Source organism: Frigidibacter sp. MR17.14 (assembly GCF_037095735.1).
Taxonomy (GTDB): Bacteria; Pseudomonadota; Alphaproteobacteria; order Rhodobacterales; family Rhodobacteraceae; genus Frigidibacter.
Genome location: NZ_JBAWKD010000004.1, coordinates 373,976 through 390,855, shown reverse-complemented (window position 1 = coordinate 390,855; position 16,880 = coordinate 373,976). Strand labels below are relative to the sequence as shown.

Below are 16,880 nucleotides of genomic sequence, written 5' to 3'. Positions count from 1 at the left end.
CTCACTCCGCCGGCTGCACGGGTGCGGCCACGCGCCGGGCGGCGGCCACCGCGACGCGGGTGCGCCGGTCCGACAGCGACAGCGCGCCGCCGATGGCCATGATGATCGCGCCCATCCAGATCCAGTTCGCGAAGGGCTTGATGTAGCCGCGCACCGCCCAGCCACCGCCGTCCTGCGCATCGCCGATCACCAGATAGAGGTCGCGGAACACGCCGTTGTCGATCGCGGCCTCTGTCGTCGGCATCCGCGCCACCGGGTAAAGCCGCTTTTCCGGATGCATCACCGCCACGACCCGGTCGCCGACCCGCGCGGTCATCGTGGCCATCGTCGAGTGGTAGTTCGGGCCCTCGATCTTCTCTACCCCGTCCAGCGTAATCGCGTACTGGCCCAGCTGGAACGTCTCGCCCTCGCGCAGCACCAGGATGTCCTCGGTCGCGTTCGCGGTCAGCAGCGCGATGCCCAGCATGGTGACGCCCAGACCTGCATGCGCCGTGACCCGGCCCCAGTCGGCCCGCGGCAGCCGCACGATCCGGCCCAGCCGGTCGCCGAAGCCGCCGCGCCCGGCGCGCAGCCACAGATCGACGGCCGCGCCGCCGATCAGCCAGGCCCCCAGCGCCGCGCCGATCGGACCCACCGCCGACTTGCCGGTCGCCATCGCCCAGGCAAGGCAGCCCACCGCCGCCGCCAGCAGCAGCGCCGGCACCAGCGCGCGCAGCGCCCGGCCCAGCTGGCCCCGCTTCCACGGCAGGACAGAGCCCAGCGGCAGCACCACCGCCAGCCCGACGAAGAACGGCGTGAAGGCCGCGTCGAAGAACGGCGCCCCCACCGACAGCTTCCGCCCCCAGGCCATCTCGGCCAGCAGCGGCCAGAGCGTGCCCACGAAGACCACCAGCGCCGCCACCGCCAGCAGGATGTTGTTCACCACCAGCCCGGTCTCGCGGCTGACGATCCCGAACATGCCCCGTGCCGTCATCTGCCCGGCCCGCACCGCATAAAGCGTCAGCGCGCCGCCCAGGAAGACGCCCAGGATCATCAGGATGAACACCCCGCGCTCAGGATCGGTCGCGAAGGCATGGACCGAGGTGATGACCCCCGACCGCACGAGGAAGGTTCCAATCAGCGAAAAGCCGAAGGCCATGATCGCCAGCAGGATCGTCCAGCTTTTCAGCGCCTCGCGCTTCTCGACGACCACCGCCGAATGCAGCAGCGCCGCCGCCAGCAGCCAGGGCATGAAGCTTGCATTCTCGACCGGGTCCCAGAACCAGAAGCCGCCCCAGCCCAGCTCATAATAGGCCCACCACGAGCCCAGCGCGATGCCGATGGTCAGGAAGATCCAGGCCGCCAGCGTCCAGGGCCGCACCCAGCGCGCCCAGGCGGCGTCGATCCGCCCCTCGATCAGGGCGGCGACCGCGAAGCTGAAGGACATCGAAAGCCCGACATAGCCCAGGTAGAGGAACGGCGGATGGAAGGCCAAACCGGGGTCCTGCAGCAGCGGGTTCAGGTCCTTGCCGTTGAAGGGCGGCAGCGCCAGCCGGTCGAACGGGTTCGAGGTGAACAGGATGAAGGCCAGGAAGGCCACGCCGATCATCCCCTGCACCGACAGGACCCGCGCCTTCAGGCTGGGCGGCAGCTCGCCCCCGAAGACCGCCGCGGCCGCCCCGAAGACCGACAGGATCAGCACCCACAGCAGCATCGAGCCTTCGTGGTTTCCCCAGACGCCGGCCACCTTGTAGAGCATCGGCTTCAGCGTGTGGCTGTTTTCATAGACGACACGCAGCGAGAAGTCCGAGGTGACGAAGGCATGGGTCAGCGCCGCGAAGCTGATCGCGATCAGCGCAAGCTGCGCCAGCGCCGCGACGGATCCGGTGGCCATCCACCCGGCCCAGCCCTTGCCCGCGCCCAGCATCGGCACCACGGACTGCAGGATCGCCACCGCGAAGGCGAGGATCAGGCAGAAATGTCCAAGTTCGGTGATCATCGCGCGCTGGCCTCCGGTCGCTGGCGCGCGATCATAGGCGCTTGCCCCCCCGGGGCCAATGGCCCGCGGCCCGCCGTCACGCGAGGGTGAGTGGTCCTTTCGTCGCAGCCCCCGCCGCAAGCCCCTGTCGCAAGGCCTGACAGCCCCTAACCCGCAAGCCACTGCGCAAGCGCCGGATTGTCCCCCGGCACCGCGGGCGGGGCCGCCCCCGCGGCGGGCTTCGCCGGTTCCTCGGGCGCATCTTCAGACGCGACCTCGGCGGTGCCGGGCACCGTGCCGGCCGTGACCGCCGCGACCTCCGCCACCACCGCCGTCGGCAGGCCGCGAGCCCGGCGGTCGCGGAAGTAATGCGCCTCGCGCGCGCCGAAATAGAAGCTGACCACCGCCCCAAGAAGCCACCACAGCGGCTCGGGCACATGCGACAGGCCCAGCATCCGGGTGGTGAAGCCCGCCGGATCGGCCATCGCATATCCGAACAGCGACAGCGTCCCCAGCGCCAGCATCGGCCGTGGCAAGCGGTTCAGCCCGTTGCAGAAGCCGTTCCACCAGCCCGCGCCCCCGGCCGCGAACTCGGCCCCGTGCTCGGCCATCGCCGCCATCCGCACGTCGACCGCCTTTTCCATCGCCCTGGTGCGGTTCTCGGTGAAGACCTCGGCCACGCCGGTCGCCACCTCGCCCACTGCCCGCACCGTGCCGGCATTGCCGAACAAAGCCCCGAAGATCCCCATCGCTCACCCCCAGGCCGCGGTGCGCGCGCGGTGCGCGGCATCGCTCAGATGATAGCGCGGCGAGATGAACTCTTCGGCCCGCACGATCCAGCCGCCCTTGCCGCCATCGCGGCGCCGGGCATAGCGCCGGCTCGCCGGGCGCTTGTCGGCCAGCGCGTAGTAATAGTTGCGCCGCGCGATGCCATAGGCATCCGCCACCAGCCCCGCCTGCCGCCCGCAGGCCCGCGCGGCAAAGCTCAGCGTCTGCGGCCCAAGGCTGCCATCCACCTGAAGATCCGCGCCCATGCCGTTGAAAAGGCTCTGCAGGATCCGCACCGCGTTGCGCCCGGAATTGACATACATGTCGAAGACCGAGGGCTGCAGCGCCTCGGGCAGCCGGTCGATGCCGGGGGCGCGGAAATAGACTTTCAGGAAGATGTCGCGCGCCTGCTCGGGCGTCAGGCGCTTCACATCCGCCACGCCCACCCGGCCGTCGCCGTCCAGATCCAGCCCCAGCCGCTGCAGGGTGCCCAGCGTGACGCCGTGGTTGGTCGCGCCGCCCGGATCGTTCGGATCGTTCACGAAGCCGCCCTCGCGGGCGACGATCTCTTCGGCCAGCTGCACAGGCGTCTTCATCCGGGCCCCTCCCACCGAAACGGGTGAGGCTCAGACTGCCGCAAGCAAGGTTAACGTCGCCGCAACCCGGCGCGCGCCGCTCAGCTGGCGGGTTTCGAGGGGTCCTCGTAGACGCCCTGTTCCTTCAGCGCGTCGATGACTTCCTTGGGCATGTAGCTTTCGTCATGCTTGGCAAGGATCTCGCGGGCGACGAAGGTGCCGCCCTGCATCTCGCCGGTGCCGACCATGCCCTGACCCTCGCCGAACAGGTCGGGCAGGATGCCGGTATAGGTCACCGGCACCGTGGCGCCGCCGTCGGTGACGTTGAAGCTGACGGTCTCGCCCTGACCGCGGACAAGGCTGCCCTCCTCGACCAGACCGCCCAGCCGGAAGACCTCGCCCTCGCGCGGCGGGTCGGACACGACCTGTGCCGGCGCGCGGAAATAGTTGATCCCGTCGCGCATCGCATAGCCGATCATCGCGGTCGCGCCGATCAGCGCCACCACCGCCACGGCGATGACCTGGATCCGGCGTTTCTTCTTCAGACCGCGCATCGCGTTCCCTCGTCCCGGCCCGGTCTTACGGGAAGACCGGGGCCAGCATCAGCCCCATGGTTTCGGGAAGGCCCAGCATCAGGTTGGCGTTGTGGATCGCCTGCCCCGACGACCCCTTGGTCAGGTTGTCGAGCGCGGCCACGACCACCGCCCGCCCCGGGATCCGGTCGCCGATCACGCCCAGATGCACGAAGTTCGACCCCGCGATGTGCCGGGTCGAGGGCAGCTGGCCGAAGGGCAGCACCTCGAGGAAGGTCTCGTCGGCATAGCGCGCGGCCAGCGCCCCGTGCACCGCCTTCGCATCGCCCTGCACATAGACGGTGGCCAGGATGCCGCGGTTCATCGGGCTCAGGTGCGGGGTGAACTGCACCAGCACCTCGCGGCCGGCGGCCTTGGTGAATTCCTGATCGAACTCGCCCAGATGGCGATGGGTGCCGCCGGCGCTGTAGGGATGGGTGCCCCCCGACAGCTCGGCATGCAGCAGGTTTTCCTTCAGGCTGCGCCCGGCGCCCGAGACGCCCGCCTTCAGGTCGATGACGATGTGGTCAAGGTCGATGACGCCCGCCTCGATCAGCGGCCGGATCGCGTATTGCCCGGTCGCGGCGTTGCAGCCGGTGCCCGCGACCAGCCGCGCGCCCCGGATCTCGTCGCGGTAGAATTCGGTGAGGCCATAGACCGCCTCCTTCTGCATCTCGAGCGCGGCATGCGGCTTGCCGTACCATTTCTCATAGGCCGCCGGATCGCGCAGCCGGAAGTCGGCCGAGAGGTCGACGATCTTCAGATCGCGCGGCAGCTCGCTGATGACAGCTTGAGAAGTTGCATGAGGAAGCGCGCAGAAGCACAGATCAACGCTCGAGAAATCGACATCCTCGATCTTCTGCAAAACCGGCAGGTCAAGGTGGCGCAGGAAGGGGAAGACTTCGGCCATCGCCATGCCCGCCTTGCGGTCGCCGGTCAGCGCGACGATCTCCATCTCGGGATGGGTCGCGATCAGACGCACGAGTTCCGCGCCGGTGTAGCCGGAGGCTCCGAGGATGGCGATGCGCTTGGTCATGGCTGGCCCTGTCTTTTCGGATCGGTGTCTTTTCGGATCGGTGCTGCGCGGGTGATGCCGCAAGCGGCCCCCAAGGGCAAGTGAAACCAAGGTGACAGGGCCGCCGGTCGCCCAGACGTGAGAGGGCCCCGCCCCTCAGGCCTTGGTGAAGCGCACGCCCCGGCGCAGGAACTGCGTGGCATGGGCCGAAACGCTCTCGGGGTTGCCCGTCGTCAGGTACATCGCCTCGGTGCCACGGCCCAGGAACTCGGGACGTCGCGCCAGATAGTCGGCGGTGGCCGAGGCCACCAGCTTCGGCTGCGAGAAGACCGCGACCTCGGGGCCGAGCGCCTTCTGGAACGTGGCCTCCATCAGCGGATAGTGCGTGCAGCCCAGGATCGCGGCCTCGGGCTTCGGCATCCGGCGCAGCAGCGCTTCCACATGGCTTTTCACCAGCGCCTCGGCCAGGATCTCGTCGCCGGCCTCGATCGCGTCGACCACGCCGCCGCAGGGCTGCGCCTCGACATCGACGCCGATCGCGCGGAACGCGAGTTCCCGCTGGAAGGCGCGGCTCGCCACCGTCGCGGGCGTCGCGAACAGCGCCACATGCTGCACCGCCACCTCGCGCGGGGGCGAGTTGTCGCCCCACTGGCGTTCGGTCAGCGCCTCGATCAGCGGCACGAAGACGCCCAGCACCCGCTTGTCGGCGGGGATCCATGTCTCCTGCATCCGCTTCAGCGCCGCCGCCGAGGCGGTGTTGCAGGCCAGGATCACCAGATCGCAGCCCGCGTCCCACAGCCGCTCGACCCCGGCACAGGTCAGCCGGAAGATGTCGTCGGGGGTGCGCACGCCATAGGGCGCGTTCGCATTGTCGCCGAGATAGACGAAGGGCACCTCGGGCAGGCGCGCCTGCAGCGCGGCCAGCACCGTCAGCCCGCCCAGACCGCTATCGAACACGCCTACTGCCATCTCGCCCTCCGCGGGGGTCAGGCCGCCCGCCCCCGTCTCGCCACTGCCCGCCCGTAATCCAGCCCCGGCCCCGGCGGAAGCGGGTCGGGGCTCAACTGATACGTCGCGCGGCGCAGGTAGTCCATCATCGCGTTCGGATCGCGGGCATGGGCCGCGACCTCGGCCCGCGGCAGCGGCGCGCCGACGTGCAGCCGCACCGCGGTGTCGGTCCGCGCCCGGAACTCGCGCAAGAGCAGCGACAGGCGCAGGGTCATGCTCAGGTGCGAGGCCAGCTGGAACAGCCGCGAATTGTGCCCCTCGAAGAACACCGGCACCACCGTCGCGCCCGAGCGCGCCACCAGCTTCGCGGTGAAGCTGCGCCAGGCGGGGTCGAGCGGCGGGCCGAAGGGCCGCAGCGGGGTCGAAACGGTGCCGCCGGGAAAGATCCCGATCGCGCCGCCCGCGCCCAGATAGTCGAGCGCCCGCGCCCGCGTGGCAAGGTTCGCCTCGGTCGCGGCCCGGGTCTCGGCGAAGTCGATCGGCAGCACCACCTTCGACAGCGCCTCGACCCCGCCGAAGACGGAATTGGCGAGGATGCGGAAATCGCCGCGCAGTCCGGACAGAAGGTGGCCCATGATCATCCCGTCGAGGATGCCGTAGGGATGGTTCGCCACCAGCACCAGCGGCCCCTCGGCCGGGATCGCCGCGAGACTGCCCGAGCGGATGTCGAGCGTCAGGCCGAACCGGCCCGGCATTTCGTCCCAGAAGGCGTCGCCGGTCACCGCGCCGCTGGCCCGGCGCAGCAGCGCCCGCCGCCCGGTCGCGTTCTCGACCAGACGGATCACCGCCCGCCCCGGCCGTGTCGCCGCCGAACGGGCGTAGGTGATCTGGCGCACGATGTCTCGGCCAAGGCTGTCGGTCATCTGTCACGTCCCCGGATCGGGGCCGCAGGGCCCCGCGACCCTGTCCAGATGCCGCGGGAAGATGACAATCAGGTGACCGGCCGGCTACGGGCGCACCGCTGCGGGCACTCCGCCGCCGCCACGACGCCCGATCATTGTGCAGCTGCAGCATGTTGTGACACCCGGGCCGCGTTTCGCAAGAAAATGCCGAAAAAACGCCACGCCTTCATTGAGCCACATCGCATTCCTATGTAGGGAACGCATGGCTGCCATGTAATCGGCGCGCGATTGCGCCGCACGGCAGCGCCAAGGACGAGAGACCATGGACTGGGACAAGCTCAGGATCTTCCACGCGGTTGCCGATGCCGGCAGCCTCACGCATGCCGGCGACAGCCTGCATCTGAGCCAGTCGGCCGTGTCGCGCCAGATCCGCGCGCTCGAGGAAAGCCTCGGCACCACCCTGTTCCACCGCCACGCCCGCGGCCTGATCCTAACCGAGCAGGGCGAACTGCTGTTCGACGCGACCTCGGCGATGGCCAAGCGGCTGGACACGGCCGCGGCGCGGATCCGCGACAGCGAGGAAGAGGTCTTCGGCACGCTGAAGGTCACGTCGACCACCGGCTTCGGCACGATGTGGCTCGCCCCGCGGCTGTCGAAGCTTTACGAGAAATACCCCGACCTCACCATCGACCTGATGCTGGAAGAGCGCGTGCTCGACCTGCCGATGCGCGAGGCCGATGTCGCGATCCGGATGAAGGAGCCGAGCCAGGCCGACCTGATCCGCAAGCGACTGATGAACATCCGGATGCGCCTTTATGCCAGCCGCGCCTATCTGGATGCGCATGGCATGCCCGAGCGGCTCGAGGACATGTCGACCCACCGGCTGATCTGCCAGAACGCCACCGCCCCGCAGGTGGCGGCCGGCGGCGCGCTGGTGCAGCGGCTGATCGCCTACGAGATCCCGTCGCTGCTCTATGTGAACAACTACTTCGGCGTCATGCAGGCGGTGATCAACGATGTCGGCATCGGCGTCCTGCCCGACTACCTGACCGACGATTTCCCCGATCTGGTGCAGGTGCTGCCCGATGTCAGCTCGGCCGAGGTGCCGGTGTTCCTCGCCTATCCGGAAGAGCTGCGGCAGTCGAAGCGCATCGCCGCGTTCCGGGATTTCGTCACCGAAGAGATCATGGCCTATCGCAAGCGCCAGCTTGACGAGAACGTCGCCTGAGGCGATTCCCCCTGTGATTGCAGACCTTCGGGGCCGCCGCCGCGGCCCCTTTCCGCTTTGCTGCGCTGCGACATTCACGCAACGCATGGCGGCCATGCACTTATTGCGGGGGCTTTTTCCTTGAATGATTCACATTCCGCCCATAAATGCAGCTTCGAGGCCGCCGATGCGAGGAAACTCGCGGCGACTTCAACCTCCCTGTTGGACTTCGGCCGAGCTTTGTCTCGGCCTTTTTTTTTGCCCTGCGGGATGAGGCCTTGGCTGCGGCGTGGCGCTGGCGCGGGCGTCCAGCCCTTGGCTGTCGTCAGGCGATGGCCCTGCCCGCGCGCGGGAGCGCGGGAACGATCCCTGCGGCTGGTGGCTTGTTCCTCCCGAGCTTTGACAACAGACGGAGGACGCTCATGGGCCAATCCAAACGGGCCAGACTGGTGCTTGCCGCGCCGCTTGGCGCGGTCGCGCTGCTTGGCGGGGCCGCGGCGCAGGCCGAACGCGCGGCGACATCCCCCGCGGCCGGAACCGGGGCGATCCCGGTGATCCCCGCCCCGCGCGCGGTGGGTACCGAGATCGGCCAGATCGGCGCCGGCATGGCGGTGCGCTCGATCGACGGCAAGCCGCTCGGCACCGTCGAACGCGTGCTGCAGGACCGCGATGGCCGCCACACGGTGGTGATCGAGCTGGCCACCAGCCTTGGCATCACCGGCGACACGGTGACGGTCACCGCGGCCGAGGCGGTGTCGGACGGCCAGACGCTGACCGTGGGCATGACCCGTGACGAGTTCGTCGAGATGGCGGAACTGCAGGGCTGATCCCGCGTTGTTTCGGCAAGCGTCCCGCAGCGCACCGCCGGGAATGGCCTCGGGCCCGCAAGGGTTCAGGCACTCCGGCACAGCGCCTCGCGGGGGGTGTCGGAAGGGGCGTGCCGGACGCGGCGCGCCCCTCCTTGTTTCCCGCTCCCTGCCTGCCCCATACGCGGCCCCGGCCACCGCTTTGTCGCCGCTTCGCCCTGTCAGGCCAAAACCCCCCTTTCCCGCGGGCGCATCCGGCTTTAGGAAGGCGCCGCAAGCGCCACCCAGCCGGACGGGGACCCCATGAACCAGGAACCGCAGATCACCGACGAGCTCATCGCCTCTCACGGCCTGAAGCCCGACGAATACCAGCGGATCCTCGAGATCATCGGCCGCGAACCGACCTTCACCGAGCTGGGCATCTTCTCGGCGATGTGGAACGAGCACTGTTCGTACAAATCCTCGAAGAAATGGCTGCGCACGCTGCACACCACCGGCGACGTGGTGATCTGCGGTCCGGGCGAGAACGCGGGCGTGGTCGACATCGGCGACGGTCAGGCCGTGGTCTTCAAGATGGAGAGCCACAACCACCCGTCCTACATCGAGCCGCATCAGGGCGCCGCGACCGGCGTCGGCGGCATCCTGCGCGATGTCTTCACCATGGGCGCGCGCCCGATCGCGGCGATGGACTCGCTGTCCTTCGGCCTGCCCGACCACCCGAAGACCGGCCATCTGGTCAAGGGCGTGGTCGAGGGGATCGGCAGCTATGGCAACGCCTTCGGCGTCCCGAACGTCGGCGGCGAGGTGCGCTTCCACCGCGCCTACAACGGCAACTGTCTGGTCAACGCCTTCGCCGCGGGGCTCGCGGACAGCGACAAGATCTTCTACTCGGCGGCCTCGGGCGTGGGGATGCCGGTGGTCTACCTTGGCGCGAAGACCGGGCGCGACGGCGTCGGCGGCGCGACCATGGCCTCGGCCGAGTTCGACGACACCATCGAAGAGAAACGCCCGACCGTGCAGGTCGGCGACCCCTTCACCGAGAAGCGCCTGCTGGAAGCCTGCCTGGAACTGATGGCCACCGACTCGGTGATCTCGATCCAGGACATGGGCGCCGCGGGCCTGACCTGCTCGGCCGTCGAAATGGGCGACAAGGGCGGCCTCGGCATCAAGCTGGTGCTGGACGCCGTGCCGCAGCGCGAAGCCAAGATGACCGCCTACGAGATGATGCTGTCGGAAAGCCAGGAGCGGATGCTCATGGTGCTGAAGCCCGAGAAAGAGGCCGAGGCCCGCGCGATCTTCGTGAAATGGGATCTCGACTTCGCCATCGTCGGCGAGACCATCGCCGAGGACCGCTTCCTGATCGTCCACGGCAACGAGGTGAAGGCCGACCTGCCGCTGTCGAAGCTGTCGTCCTCGGCCCCCGAATACGACCGCCCCTGGATCGAGCCCGCGGCTGCGCCGGCGATGGCCGACCTGCCGGCGATCGCCCCGATCGCCGCGCTGAAGGCGCTGCTGGGCTCGCCCAACCACGCCCACAAGGGCTGGGTGACCGAGCAGTATGACACGCAGGTCATGGCCGACACCGTGCGCGTTCCGGGTCTGGGGTCGGGCATCGTGCGGGTGCATGGCACCGCGAAGGCGCTGGCCTTCACCTCGGACGTGACGCCGCGCTATGTGAAGGCCAACCCCTACGAGGGCGGCAAGCAGGCGGTGGCCGAAGCCTGGCGCAACCTGGTGGCGGTGGGCGCCAAGCCGCTGGCCGCGACCGACAACCTGAACTTCGGCAATCCCGAGAAGCCCGAGATCATGGGCCAGTTCGTCGGCGCGATCAAAGGCATCGGCGAGGCCTGCCGCGCGCTCGACTTCCCGATCGTCTCGGGCAACGTGTCGCTTTACAACGAGACCGACGGCACCGGCATCCTGCCCACGCCCACCATCGGCGCGGTCGGCCTTCTGGCGACGCTGGACGAGCACATCCCCGGCAAGCCCGCGGATGGCGACATCGCGCTGGTGATCGGCGCGACGGCCGGTCATCTGGGTCAGTCGGCGCTGGCCTACGAGGCCTTCGGTCTGGAAACCGGCGATGCGCCGAAGGTCGATCTGGCGGCAGAGCTGGCGAACGGCCAGTTCCTGCTGGCGAACCGCAAATCGGTGCGTGCGGCGAACGACCTGTCGGACGGCGGGCTCGCACTGGCGGCCTTCGAGATGGCGGAAGCCGCGGGCCTTGGCCTGACGCTGGACGCTACCGAGATCGGATTGCTCTTCGGCGAGGATCAGGCCCGTTACCTCGTCGCCTGTGACGAGGCCGGGGCGGCGGCGCTGGAGGCCGCGGCCAAGGCCGCCGGCGTTCCGCTGGCCCGCGTCGGCCGTTTCGGCGGCGCGAGTGTCAGCCTTGGCGGCGACAGCGCCCCGCTGGCCGCGCTCTCGGACCTCTACCGCGGCGCCTTCGCGGCCGCCGTCGCCTGACGCGCAAACGGCCGGGGGCTTCGCGGCCCCCGCCGACCCTCAGGGCATCGGCCCCCAAGGTGCCTGACCGTCGGGCAGCCACTGGCCGAAGACGTTCTCGCGGTGCCATTTCAGGTTCTCGGGATGCGGGGCGTCATGGGGCGCGAGCGGCGGCAACAGGCGCCCCTCGGGCCGGATCAGCCGACGCACCACATCCTCTGGCACCTTGTTGCGCGACACGAGGATCGTGGCGTTGTCATCGGCGACCGAGATCAGCCCGCGGTCGAACATCCAGTGCAGCGTGCCCGACAGCGCCAGACCGTTGCGGACCGAGTCGCTGCCCTGTGCCGCGACGGGGCGGATATGGGCCGCCTGCACCTCGGGCCGCCCGCCGCCGTTCCTGAGCGCCAGCCCCGACATCGCGCAGCGGTGGCCATAGGCCTCGCGCACCCGGCGGCGGAACAGCACGTCGCGGAACGGCCGGTTCGTCAGCCGCTCGATCACCGGGCGGACAAAGGGCACGACCGGCTCGTCGAAGCCCGCCGGCAGCGGAACCGCCAGGGACGCCGGGCTGTAGCGCGCAGCTTCCTCGGCCTCGAGCGCGTCGGGCAGGCCGAGGTTCACGATCCGGGCGAACTCGGCCTCTGGCAGCCGCCGCACGGCCAGTTGCACGGCCCCGCCCCGCGCGAGCGCCCCGGACCCGTCGGACAGCGCGCTTTCCAGCGGCCGCCCCGCCAGCAGCCGCGGCACCGGCCGGTCGAAGGGCAGGAAGCTGCCCGGCGCGATCATCGCCAGGAACCGGCCCTCGGCCCCCGGCTTCGGGATCACCTGTGCGATCCGTGCCACCGCGAAATAGCCGCGCGGGCCGGCCTTCACCGGTTCATAGTAGACCACCCAGTCCCCGACCGCCTCGGTCGCCGCCTTCAGATAGGACCGGGGGAAATCGTAGACGCGATCCGGCTCGTCGTCGTAGATCGAGCCCGCCTTGTGCAACAGAACCAGCTTCACCATGCACGCCAGGGTTCACGCCGATAAGCTTTTCGCAAGCTTTTTCGATGCTTCGTCAGGGTCCTGCGGGCGGACGGGCCGTGGACGCCACGCGATCCCGCCCGCTGCTCGCTTGCGAATGGCTCTGCGGCACTCTACATTTTGGGGGCAAGGCCAAGAGGACCACCCCACCATGCCGATGGAAGCCCAGGACATCGAAAACCTGATCCGCGACAGTTTCCCGGAAGCGAAGATCACGATCACGGATCTGGCCGGAGACGGCAATCACTGGGCGGCCGAGGTGATCGACGCCAGCTTCAAGGGCATGAACCGGGTGCAGCAGCAGCGCGCCGTCTATGCCTCGCTGAAGGGCAAGATGGACGGCCCGAATGGCGAACTACACGCGCTGGCGCTGACCACCAAGGCCCCCGCCTGACGGTCCGACCCGCCTGATCGACCGCCCGCCCGATCGTCCGAAAGACGGTCCTGCCGAAGATCCCATTCCCCCGGGCCTGCGCCCGCGTCCCAGGAGCCAGAGATGACCACCACCACCGCCGAAGAGCAGATCCGCGAAACCGTCACCCAGAACGACGTCGTGCTGTTCATGAAGGGCACCAAGATGATGCCGCAATGCGGCTTCTCCAGCCGCGTGGCCGGGGTGCTGAACTACATGGGCATCGAGTACAAGGACGTGAACGTGCTGGCCGATGCCGGCATCCGTCAGGGGATCAAGGACTTCTCGGACTGGCCGACGATCCCGCAGCTTTACGTGAAGGGCGAATTCGTCGGCGGCTGCGACATCGTCACCGAAATGGTGCTGTCGGGCGAGCTCGACAGCCTGTTCGAAACCAACGCGATCCCCTACGACAAGGCCGCGGCCGAAAAGATCCGCGAAGCCAACCAGGGCTGAGCCGGTCCGTCACCAGATACCACGGCGACACCGCGCGGCGGGCCTTCGGGTCCGCCGTTCGCTTTTGAGTGTCAGCCGGTCGGAAAGCCTTCGAACTGCGGAAGATCGTCGGTGATCCGATGCCAGGGCGCCTTCGACCCGGTGAAGATATGGGCCGAGGGGCGGATCGTCGGCGCGTCGATCAGCGTGCCCAGCGTCACGTGAACGAAGGCACCCTCGCGCACCACCGACCACAGCAGCGATCCGCACCGCGCGCAGAGCACGTCATGCGGCTGCGAGTCCCCGGTCTCGCCATAGATCAGAAGGCTGTCCGCCCCGGCCGTCAGCCGCAGCGCCGGGGTCGCGATCCCGGCGAAGGGCTTGCAGGCGGCGCCGGTCGCGCGGCGGCACTGCGAGCAGTGGCAGTTCAGCGCATAGGCGAAGGCATCCGCCACCTCGTAGCCGACGGCCCCGCAGCGGCAGCCGCCGCGCAGGATCGCGGCCGGGCCGCTCACCCGGCGACGCGCTCTTCGATCCGGGCGGCCAGCGCCTCGGTCCGGGCGGCGATCTCGGCCATGGTCTCGGTCACCGCGGCCGGGATCACCGGCACCTCGCGCGTGACCGGTTCGGCCTGCATCCGCGCCGCGGCAGCCTCGGCGGCCTGGGCACGGCCCTCGGCGTCGCGGAGCTGATCCTCGAGCGCCGCGGTGCGGTCGGCCAGCAAGAGCCCCGCCATCAGCAGCATCCGGGTTTCGGGAATGCGGCCCAGCTGCGCCAGCAGCGGCTGCGCCTCGGCGTCCAGCATCGCGGCGGCGGCGCGCAGGAAGTGCTCCTCGCCCTGCTGGCAGGCCACGTCGAAATCGCGGTTGCCGATCGAGATCCGGATCTCAGGCACGGGCAGCCTCCTTCAGCATCGGGCGCAGTTCGGCCAGGATCTCGTCCATCTCGGCGGCTTCCGAGGCGCGGGCGGCGCGCAGCGCCTCCAGCTCGACCTCGAGGCCGCGGTTGATCAGACCGGCATCCGGCAGGCCGCGGGCGATCGCCTCGCGCAGCGCGATGTTGCTTTCGCGCAGCTGGCCGTTCACCCGGCGCAGCTTGGCCGCATCGGTCGAACCGGCGTCGAGGCTTTCCGACAACTTCGCCACACGCTTTTCCAGCGCGCCCACGGTCTGTTCCTGCTTGTCCTTGATCGCGCGCACCCGCTCGACCAGCTGGGCGTTGCTTTCGCGCTCGGCCGCAAGTTCGGATTCGAGCGCGGCGATCCGCGCCGCCTCGGGCCCGCCCGAGGGCAGGAAATCGACCACCACCGAAGGCTCGGGCGCCGCGTCGCGGTCGGCCAGCTCGGCCGCCAGCCGCGCCACCGCGGCCCGCTCCTGGTCCAGCGCCTCTTCCAGCGCCGCGACCTGCATCGTCAGCGCTTCAAGAGCGGCCGCCTGCTCCGTGTCGGCCGGCGCGGGCGCCCCGACACCGGTGCCGAGGCCGTCGATCCCGCGCCCGATGCGCGCGAGCGCGGCGCTGATCCGGCGTTCGTATTCGGTGATGTCGCTCATCCGCCCTCCTGACCGGGGCCCCGGTCGAATCGTCCCGCACCGGCGCCGGGTTTCGGAACAATGAACCACTCTGCGGCCTGATCCGCAAATCGCAGCCCAAAAGCCCCGCGGACGGCCCGTCGCGCTTGATCCTTTCGTTGCCGGTGTTATTGACGGCCGCGACCGCTAACACCTGCGAAGGATGCCCCCATGGACACCGGTTTCCCGGATATCGCCGCGCTGCGGACCGCCCATCCCGACCATTGGCAGAAAGCCGCCGCGATCCGCGCGCTGGCGATGGACGCCGTGCAGGCCGCGAATTCCGGCCATCCCGGCATGCCGATGGGCATGGCCGACGTGGCCACCGTGCTGTTCGAGAAGCACCTGAAGTTCGACGCCTCGGCCCCGAAATGGGCGGACCGCGACCGCTTCGTGCTGTCGGCCGGCCACGGCTCGATGCTGATCTACGCGCTGCTCTACCTCTGCGGCGACGCGCAGGTGACGCTGGACCAGGTGAAGCAATTCCGCCAGTGGAACGCGCTGACCGCCGGCCACCCCGAGAACTTCCTGCTCGACGCCGTCGAGACCACCACCGGGCCGCTGGGCCAAGGCATCTCGACCGCGGTCGGCATGGCGATCGCCGAGGAATCGCTGCGCGCCCGCTTCGGCAAAAAGGTGATGGACCACAAGACCTGGGTCATCGCCGGCGACGGCTGCCTGATGGAAGGCATCAGCCAGGAGGCCATCGGCCTTGCCGGCATGCAGAAGCTGTCGAACCTGATCGTCCTGTGGGACAACAACAACATCACCATCGACGGCCGCGTCACGATGTCGGACATCACCGACCAGAAGGCGCGCTTCGCGGCCTCGGGCTGGAAGGTGCTGGCCTGCGACGGCCATGACCCCGCCGACATCGACCGTGCCCTGACCGAGGCCAAGACCTCGGACCGCCCGGTCTTCGTCGACTGCAAGACGATCATCGGCATGGGCTCGCCCAGCAAGGCCGACAGCTATGCCGCCCACGGCTCGCCGCTGGGCGACAAGGAGATCGCGGCCACCAAGGAGATCTACGGCTGGCCGCATGGTCCCTTCGAGATCCCGGAAGCGGTGCTGAAAGCCTGGCGCGCGATCGGCGCCCGCGGCGCCGCCGAGCGGGCCGCCTGGGAAGGCCGACTGGGCGAGCTGTCGCCCGCCAAGCAGGCCGAGTTCGCCCGGATCTTCGCCGGCGAGCCCGCGAAGAAGCTGGCCTCGGCGATTCGCGCCTTCAAGAAGGCCCAGTCGGAAGCCAAGCCCAAGGTCGCGACCCGCAAGGCGTCGGAAATGGTGCTGGCGGCGATCAACCCGGCGGTGCCCGAGACCATCGGCGGCTCGGCCGATCTCACCGGCTCCAACCTGACCAAGACCGCGGATCTGGGCGTCTTCTCGCCCGAGAACCGCAAGGGCCGCTATGTCCATTACGGCATCCGCGAGCACGGCATGGCCGCAGCGATGAACGGTCTGTGGCTGCATGGCGGCGTGCGCCCCTATGGCGGCACCTTCTTCTGCTTCACCGACTATGCGCGCGGCGCGATCCGCCTGTCGTCGCTGATGGGCAACCCGGTCGCCTACGTCATGACCCACGATTCGATCGGCCTTGGCGAAGACGGCCCGACCCACCAGCCGGTCGAGCATCTGGCGATCTGCCGCGCGACGCCGAACACCTGGACCTTCCGTCCCGCCGACATCGTCGAGACGGCCGAGGCCTGGGAACTGGCGCTGACCACGACCGAGACGCCCTCGATCCTCGCCCTGTCGCGGCAGAACCTGCCGACGCTGCGCGAGACCCACACCAACACCAACCTCTCGGCCAAGGGCGCCTATGTGCTGCGCGAGGCCACCGGCAAGCGCCAGGTGATCCTGATGGCGACCGGGTCGGAGGTCGAGCTGGCGGTGAAGGCGCGCGAGGTGCTGGAAGCGGCGGGCATCGGCACCCGCGTGGTCTCGGTCCCCTGCATGGAGCTGTTCGCGGCGCAGGACGAGAGCTATCGCCGCAAGGTGCTGCCGGCCGGCCCGGTGCGGATCGCCATCGAGGCGGCGGTTCAGCAGCCCTGGGACCGCTGGCTCTACGGCGAGCGCGGCCGCGAGGCGAAGGCGGCCTTCGTGGGCATGACCGGCTTCGGCGCCTCGGCCCCGGCGGAGGAGCTGTACAAGCAGTTCGGAATCACCGTGGACGCCGTGGTCGAAAAGGCCCGCGCGCTGGTCTGAGAAAACAGGTCGGGGGGGCATGCCTGCCCCCCCGCG

Annotated in this window: 17 protein-coding genes; 6 read left to right on the top strand and 11 right to left on the bottom strand. The window is 69.4% G+C overall.

What is annotated here, in order from left to right:
- Position 1 precedes the first annotated feature (1 nt).
- The 7 genes from V8J36_RS14060 to V8J36_RS14030 form a co-directional block, all read right to left on the bottom strand.
- Positions 2-1,978, bottom strand: a complete 1,977-nt coding sequence (locus V8J36_RS14060; protein ID WP_336467918.1) for a heme lyase CcmF/NrfE family subunit — start codon at positions 1,976-1,978, stop codon at positions 2-4.
- A 146-nt stretch (positions 1,979-2,124) separates the two neighbouring features.
- Positions 2,125-2,706 (bottom strand): holin family protein, encoded by a 582-nt coding sequence (locus V8J36_RS14055; RefSeq protein WP_336467917.1) that lies wholly within the window; start codon positions 2,704-2,706, stop codon positions 2,125-2,127.
- A 3-nt stretch (positions 2,707-2,709) separates the two neighbouring features.
- A complete protein-coding gene (locus V8J36_RS14050) occupies positions 2,710-3,321 on the bottom strand; it encodes a holin-associated N-acetylmuramidase (RefSeq protein WP_336467916.1) in 612 nt (203 codons plus the stop codon).
- Positions 3,322-3,401: 80 nt separating this feature from the next.
- Positions 3,402-3,854 (bottom strand): cytochrome c maturation protein CcmE, encoded by a 453-nt coding sequence (gene ccmE / locus V8J36_RS14045; protein ID WP_336467915.1) that lies wholly within the window; start codon positions 3,852-3,854, stop codon positions 3,402-3,404.
- 25 nt (positions 3,855-3,879) lie between these two features.
- Positions 3,880-4,908 carry an N-acetyl-gamma-glutamyl-phosphate reductase gene (gene argC, locus V8J36_RS14040; RefSeq protein ID WP_336467914.1) on the bottom strand — a complete coding sequence of 343 codons (1,029 nt, stop codon included), beginning with the start codon at positions 4,906-4,908 and terminating at the stop codon, positions 3,880-3,882.
- Between the two features lie 135 nt (positions 4,909-5,043).
- The gene (locus V8J36_RS14035) at positions 5,044-5,856 is read right to left on the bottom strand and encodes a glutamate racemase (protein ID WP_336467913.1); all 813 of its coding nucleotides are present in this window, start codon (positions 5,854-5,856) and stop codon (positions 5,044-5,046) included.
- Between the two features lie 17 nt (positions 5,857-5,873).
- The gene (locus tag V8J36_RS14030; RefSeq protein ID WP_336467912.1) at positions 5,874-6,758 is read right to left on the bottom strand and encodes a lysophospholipid acyltransferase family protein; all 885 of its coding nucleotides are present in this window, start codon (positions 6,756-6,758) and stop codon (positions 5,874-5,876) included.
- Between the two features lie 301 nt (positions 6,759-7,059).
- On the opposite strand from V8J36_RS14030, the gene V8J36_RS14025 reads away from it, so the two are divergent.
- The 3 genes from V8J36_RS14025 (at position 7,060) to purL (ending at position 11,216) form a co-directional block, all read left to right on the top strand.
- Positions 7,060-7,965 (top strand): LysR family transcriptional regulator, encoded by a 906-nt coding sequence (locus V8J36_RS14025; protein WP_336467911.1) that lies wholly within the window; start codon positions 7,060-7,062, stop codon positions 7,963-7,965.
- A 401-nt stretch (positions 7,966-8,366) separates the two neighbouring features.
- A complete protein-coding gene (locus V8J36_RS14020; protein WP_336467910.1) occupies positions 8,367-8,771 on the top strand; it encodes a PRC-barrel domain-containing protein in 405 nt (134 codons plus the stop codon).
- Between the two features lie 282 nt (positions 8,772-9,053).
- On the top strand, positions 9,054-11,216 hold the full coding sequence (gene purL, locus V8J36_RS14015) for a phosphoribosylformylglycinamidine synthase subunit PurL (RefSeq protein WP_336467909.1): 2,163 nt from the start codon (positions 9,054-9,056) through the stop codon (positions 11,214-11,216).
- A gap of 39 nt (positions 11,217-11,255) precedes the next feature.
- Here the strand turns inward: purL and V8J36_RS14010 are convergent, their stop codons facing one another.
- Positions 11,256-12,206 carry an HNH endonuclease gene (locus V8J36_RS14010; protein WP_336467908.1) on the bottom strand — a complete coding sequence of 317 codons (951 nt, stop codon included), beginning with the start codon at positions 12,204-12,206 and terminating at the stop codon, positions 11,256-11,258.
- Positions 12,207-12,375: 169 nt separating this feature from the next.
- On the opposite strand from V8J36_RS14010, the gene V8J36_RS14005 reads away from it, so the two are divergent.
- Positions 12,376-12,618, top strand: a complete 243-nt coding sequence (locus V8J36_RS14005; protein ID WP_336467907.1) for a BolA/IbaG family iron-sulfur metabolism protein — start codon at positions 12,376-12,378, stop codon at positions 12,616-12,618.
- Positions 12,619-12,720: 102 nt separating this feature from the next.
- Positions 12,721-13,092 carry a Grx4 family monothiol glutaredoxin gene (gene grxD / locus V8J36_RS14000; RefSeq protein ID WP_336467906.1) on the top strand — a complete coding sequence of 124 codons (372 nt, stop codon included), beginning with the start codon at positions 12,721-12,723 and terminating at the stop codon, positions 13,090-13,092.
- A gap of 71 nt (positions 13,093-13,163) precedes the next feature.
- On the opposite strand, the gene V8J36_RS13995 is transcribed toward grxD, so the two are convergent.
- The 3 genes from V8J36_RS13995 to V8J36_RS13985 are packed head-to-tail and all read right to left on the bottom strand — an operon-like array spanning position 13,164 to position 14,621.
- A complete protein-coding gene (locus tag V8J36_RS13995; RefSeq protein WP_336467905.1) occupies positions 13,164-13,586 on the bottom strand; it encodes a GFA family protein in 423 nt (140 codons plus the stop codon).
- The gene (gene zapA, locus V8J36_RS13990; protein ID WP_336467904.1) at positions 13,583-13,966 is read right to left on the bottom strand and encodes a cell division protein ZapA; all 384 of its coding nucleotides are present in this window, start codon (positions 13,964-13,966) and stop codon (positions 13,583-13,585) included. Before zapA ends, V8J36_RS13995 begins: the two co-directional genes overlap by 4 nt.
- Positions 13,959-14,621 (bottom strand): hypothetical protein, encoded by a 663-nt coding sequence (locus V8J36_RS13985; protein ID WP_336467903.1) that lies wholly within the window; start codon positions 14,619-14,621, stop codon positions 13,959-13,961. Before V8J36_RS13985 ends, zapA begins: the two co-directional genes overlap by 8 nt.
- Before the next feature lie 189 nt (positions 14,622-14,810).
- On the opposite strand from V8J36_RS13985, the gene tkt reads away from it, so the two are divergent.
- Positions 14,811-16,844 (top strand): transketolase, encoded by a 2,034-nt coding sequence (gene tkt / locus V8J36_RS13980; RefSeq protein ID WP_336467902.1) that lies wholly within the window; start codon positions 14,811-14,813, stop codon positions 16,842-16,844.
- The last annotated feature ends 36 nt before the right edge of the window (positions 16,845-16,880 follow it).

What these genes read in the sequence shown, in the direction of transcription:
- V8J36_RS14060 (WP_336467918.1), bottom strand. Translation starts at nt 1,978, where the DNA reads ATGATCACCGAACTTGGACATTTCTGCCTGATCCTCGCCTTCGCGGTG.
- V8J36_RS14055 (WP_336467917.1), bottom strand. Translation starts at nt 2,706, where the DNA reads ATGGGGATCTTCGGGGCTTTGTTCGGCAATGCCGGCACGGTGCGGGCA.
- V8J36_RS14050 (WP_336467916.1), bottom strand. Translation starts at nt 3,321, where the DNA reads ATGAAGACGCCTGTGCAGCTGGCCGAAGAGATCGTCGCCCGCGAGGGC.
- ccmE (WP_336467915.1), bottom strand. Translation starts at nt 3,854, where the DNA reads ATGCGCGGTCTGAAGAAGAAACGCCGGATCCAGGTCATCGCCGTGGCG.
- argC (WP_336467914.1), bottom strand. Translation starts at nt 4,908, where the DNA reads ATGACCAAGCGCATCGCCATCCTCGGAGCCTCCGGCTACACCGGCGCG.
- V8J36_RS14035 (WP_336467913.1), bottom strand. Translation starts at nt 5,856, where the DNA reads ATGGCAGTAGGCGTGTTCGATAGCGGTCTGGGCGGGCTGACGGTGCTG.
- V8J36_RS14030 (WP_336467912.1), bottom strand. Translation starts at nt 6,758, where the DNA reads ATGACCGACAGCCTTGGCCGAGACATCGTGCGCCAGATCACCTACGCC.
- V8J36_RS14025 (WP_336467911.1), top strand. Translation starts at nt 7,060, where the DNA reads ATGGACTGGGACAAGCTCAGGATCTTCCACGCGGTTGCCGATGCCGGC.
- V8J36_RS14020 (WP_336467910.1), top strand. Translation starts at nt 8,367, where the DNA reads ATGGGCCAATCCAAACGGGCCAGACTGGTGCTTGCCGCGCCGCTTGGC.
- purL (WP_336467909.1), top strand. Translation starts at nt 9,054, where the DNA reads ATGAACCAGGAACCGCAGATCACCGACGAGCTCATCGCCTCTCACGGC.
- V8J36_RS14010 (WP_336467908.1), bottom strand. Translation starts at nt 12,206, where the DNA reads ATGGTGAAGCTGGTTCTGTTGCACAAGGCGGGCTCGATCTACGACGAC.
- V8J36_RS14005 (WP_336467907.1), top strand. Translation starts at nt 12,376, where the DNA reads ATGCCGATGGAAGCCCAGGACATCGAAAACCTGATCCGCGACAGTTTC.
- grxD (WP_336467906.1), top strand. Translation starts at nt 12,721, where the DNA reads ATGACCACCACCACCGCCGAAGAGCAGATCCGCGAAACCGTCACCCAG.
- V8J36_RS13985 (WP_336467903.1), bottom strand. Translation starts at nt 14,621, where the DNA reads ATGAGCGACATCACCGAATACGAACGCCGGATCAGCGCCGCGCTCGCG.
- tkt (WP_336467902.1), top strand. Translation starts at nt 14,811, where the DNA reads ATGGACACCGGTTTCCCGGATATCGCCGCGCTGCGGACCGCCCATCCC.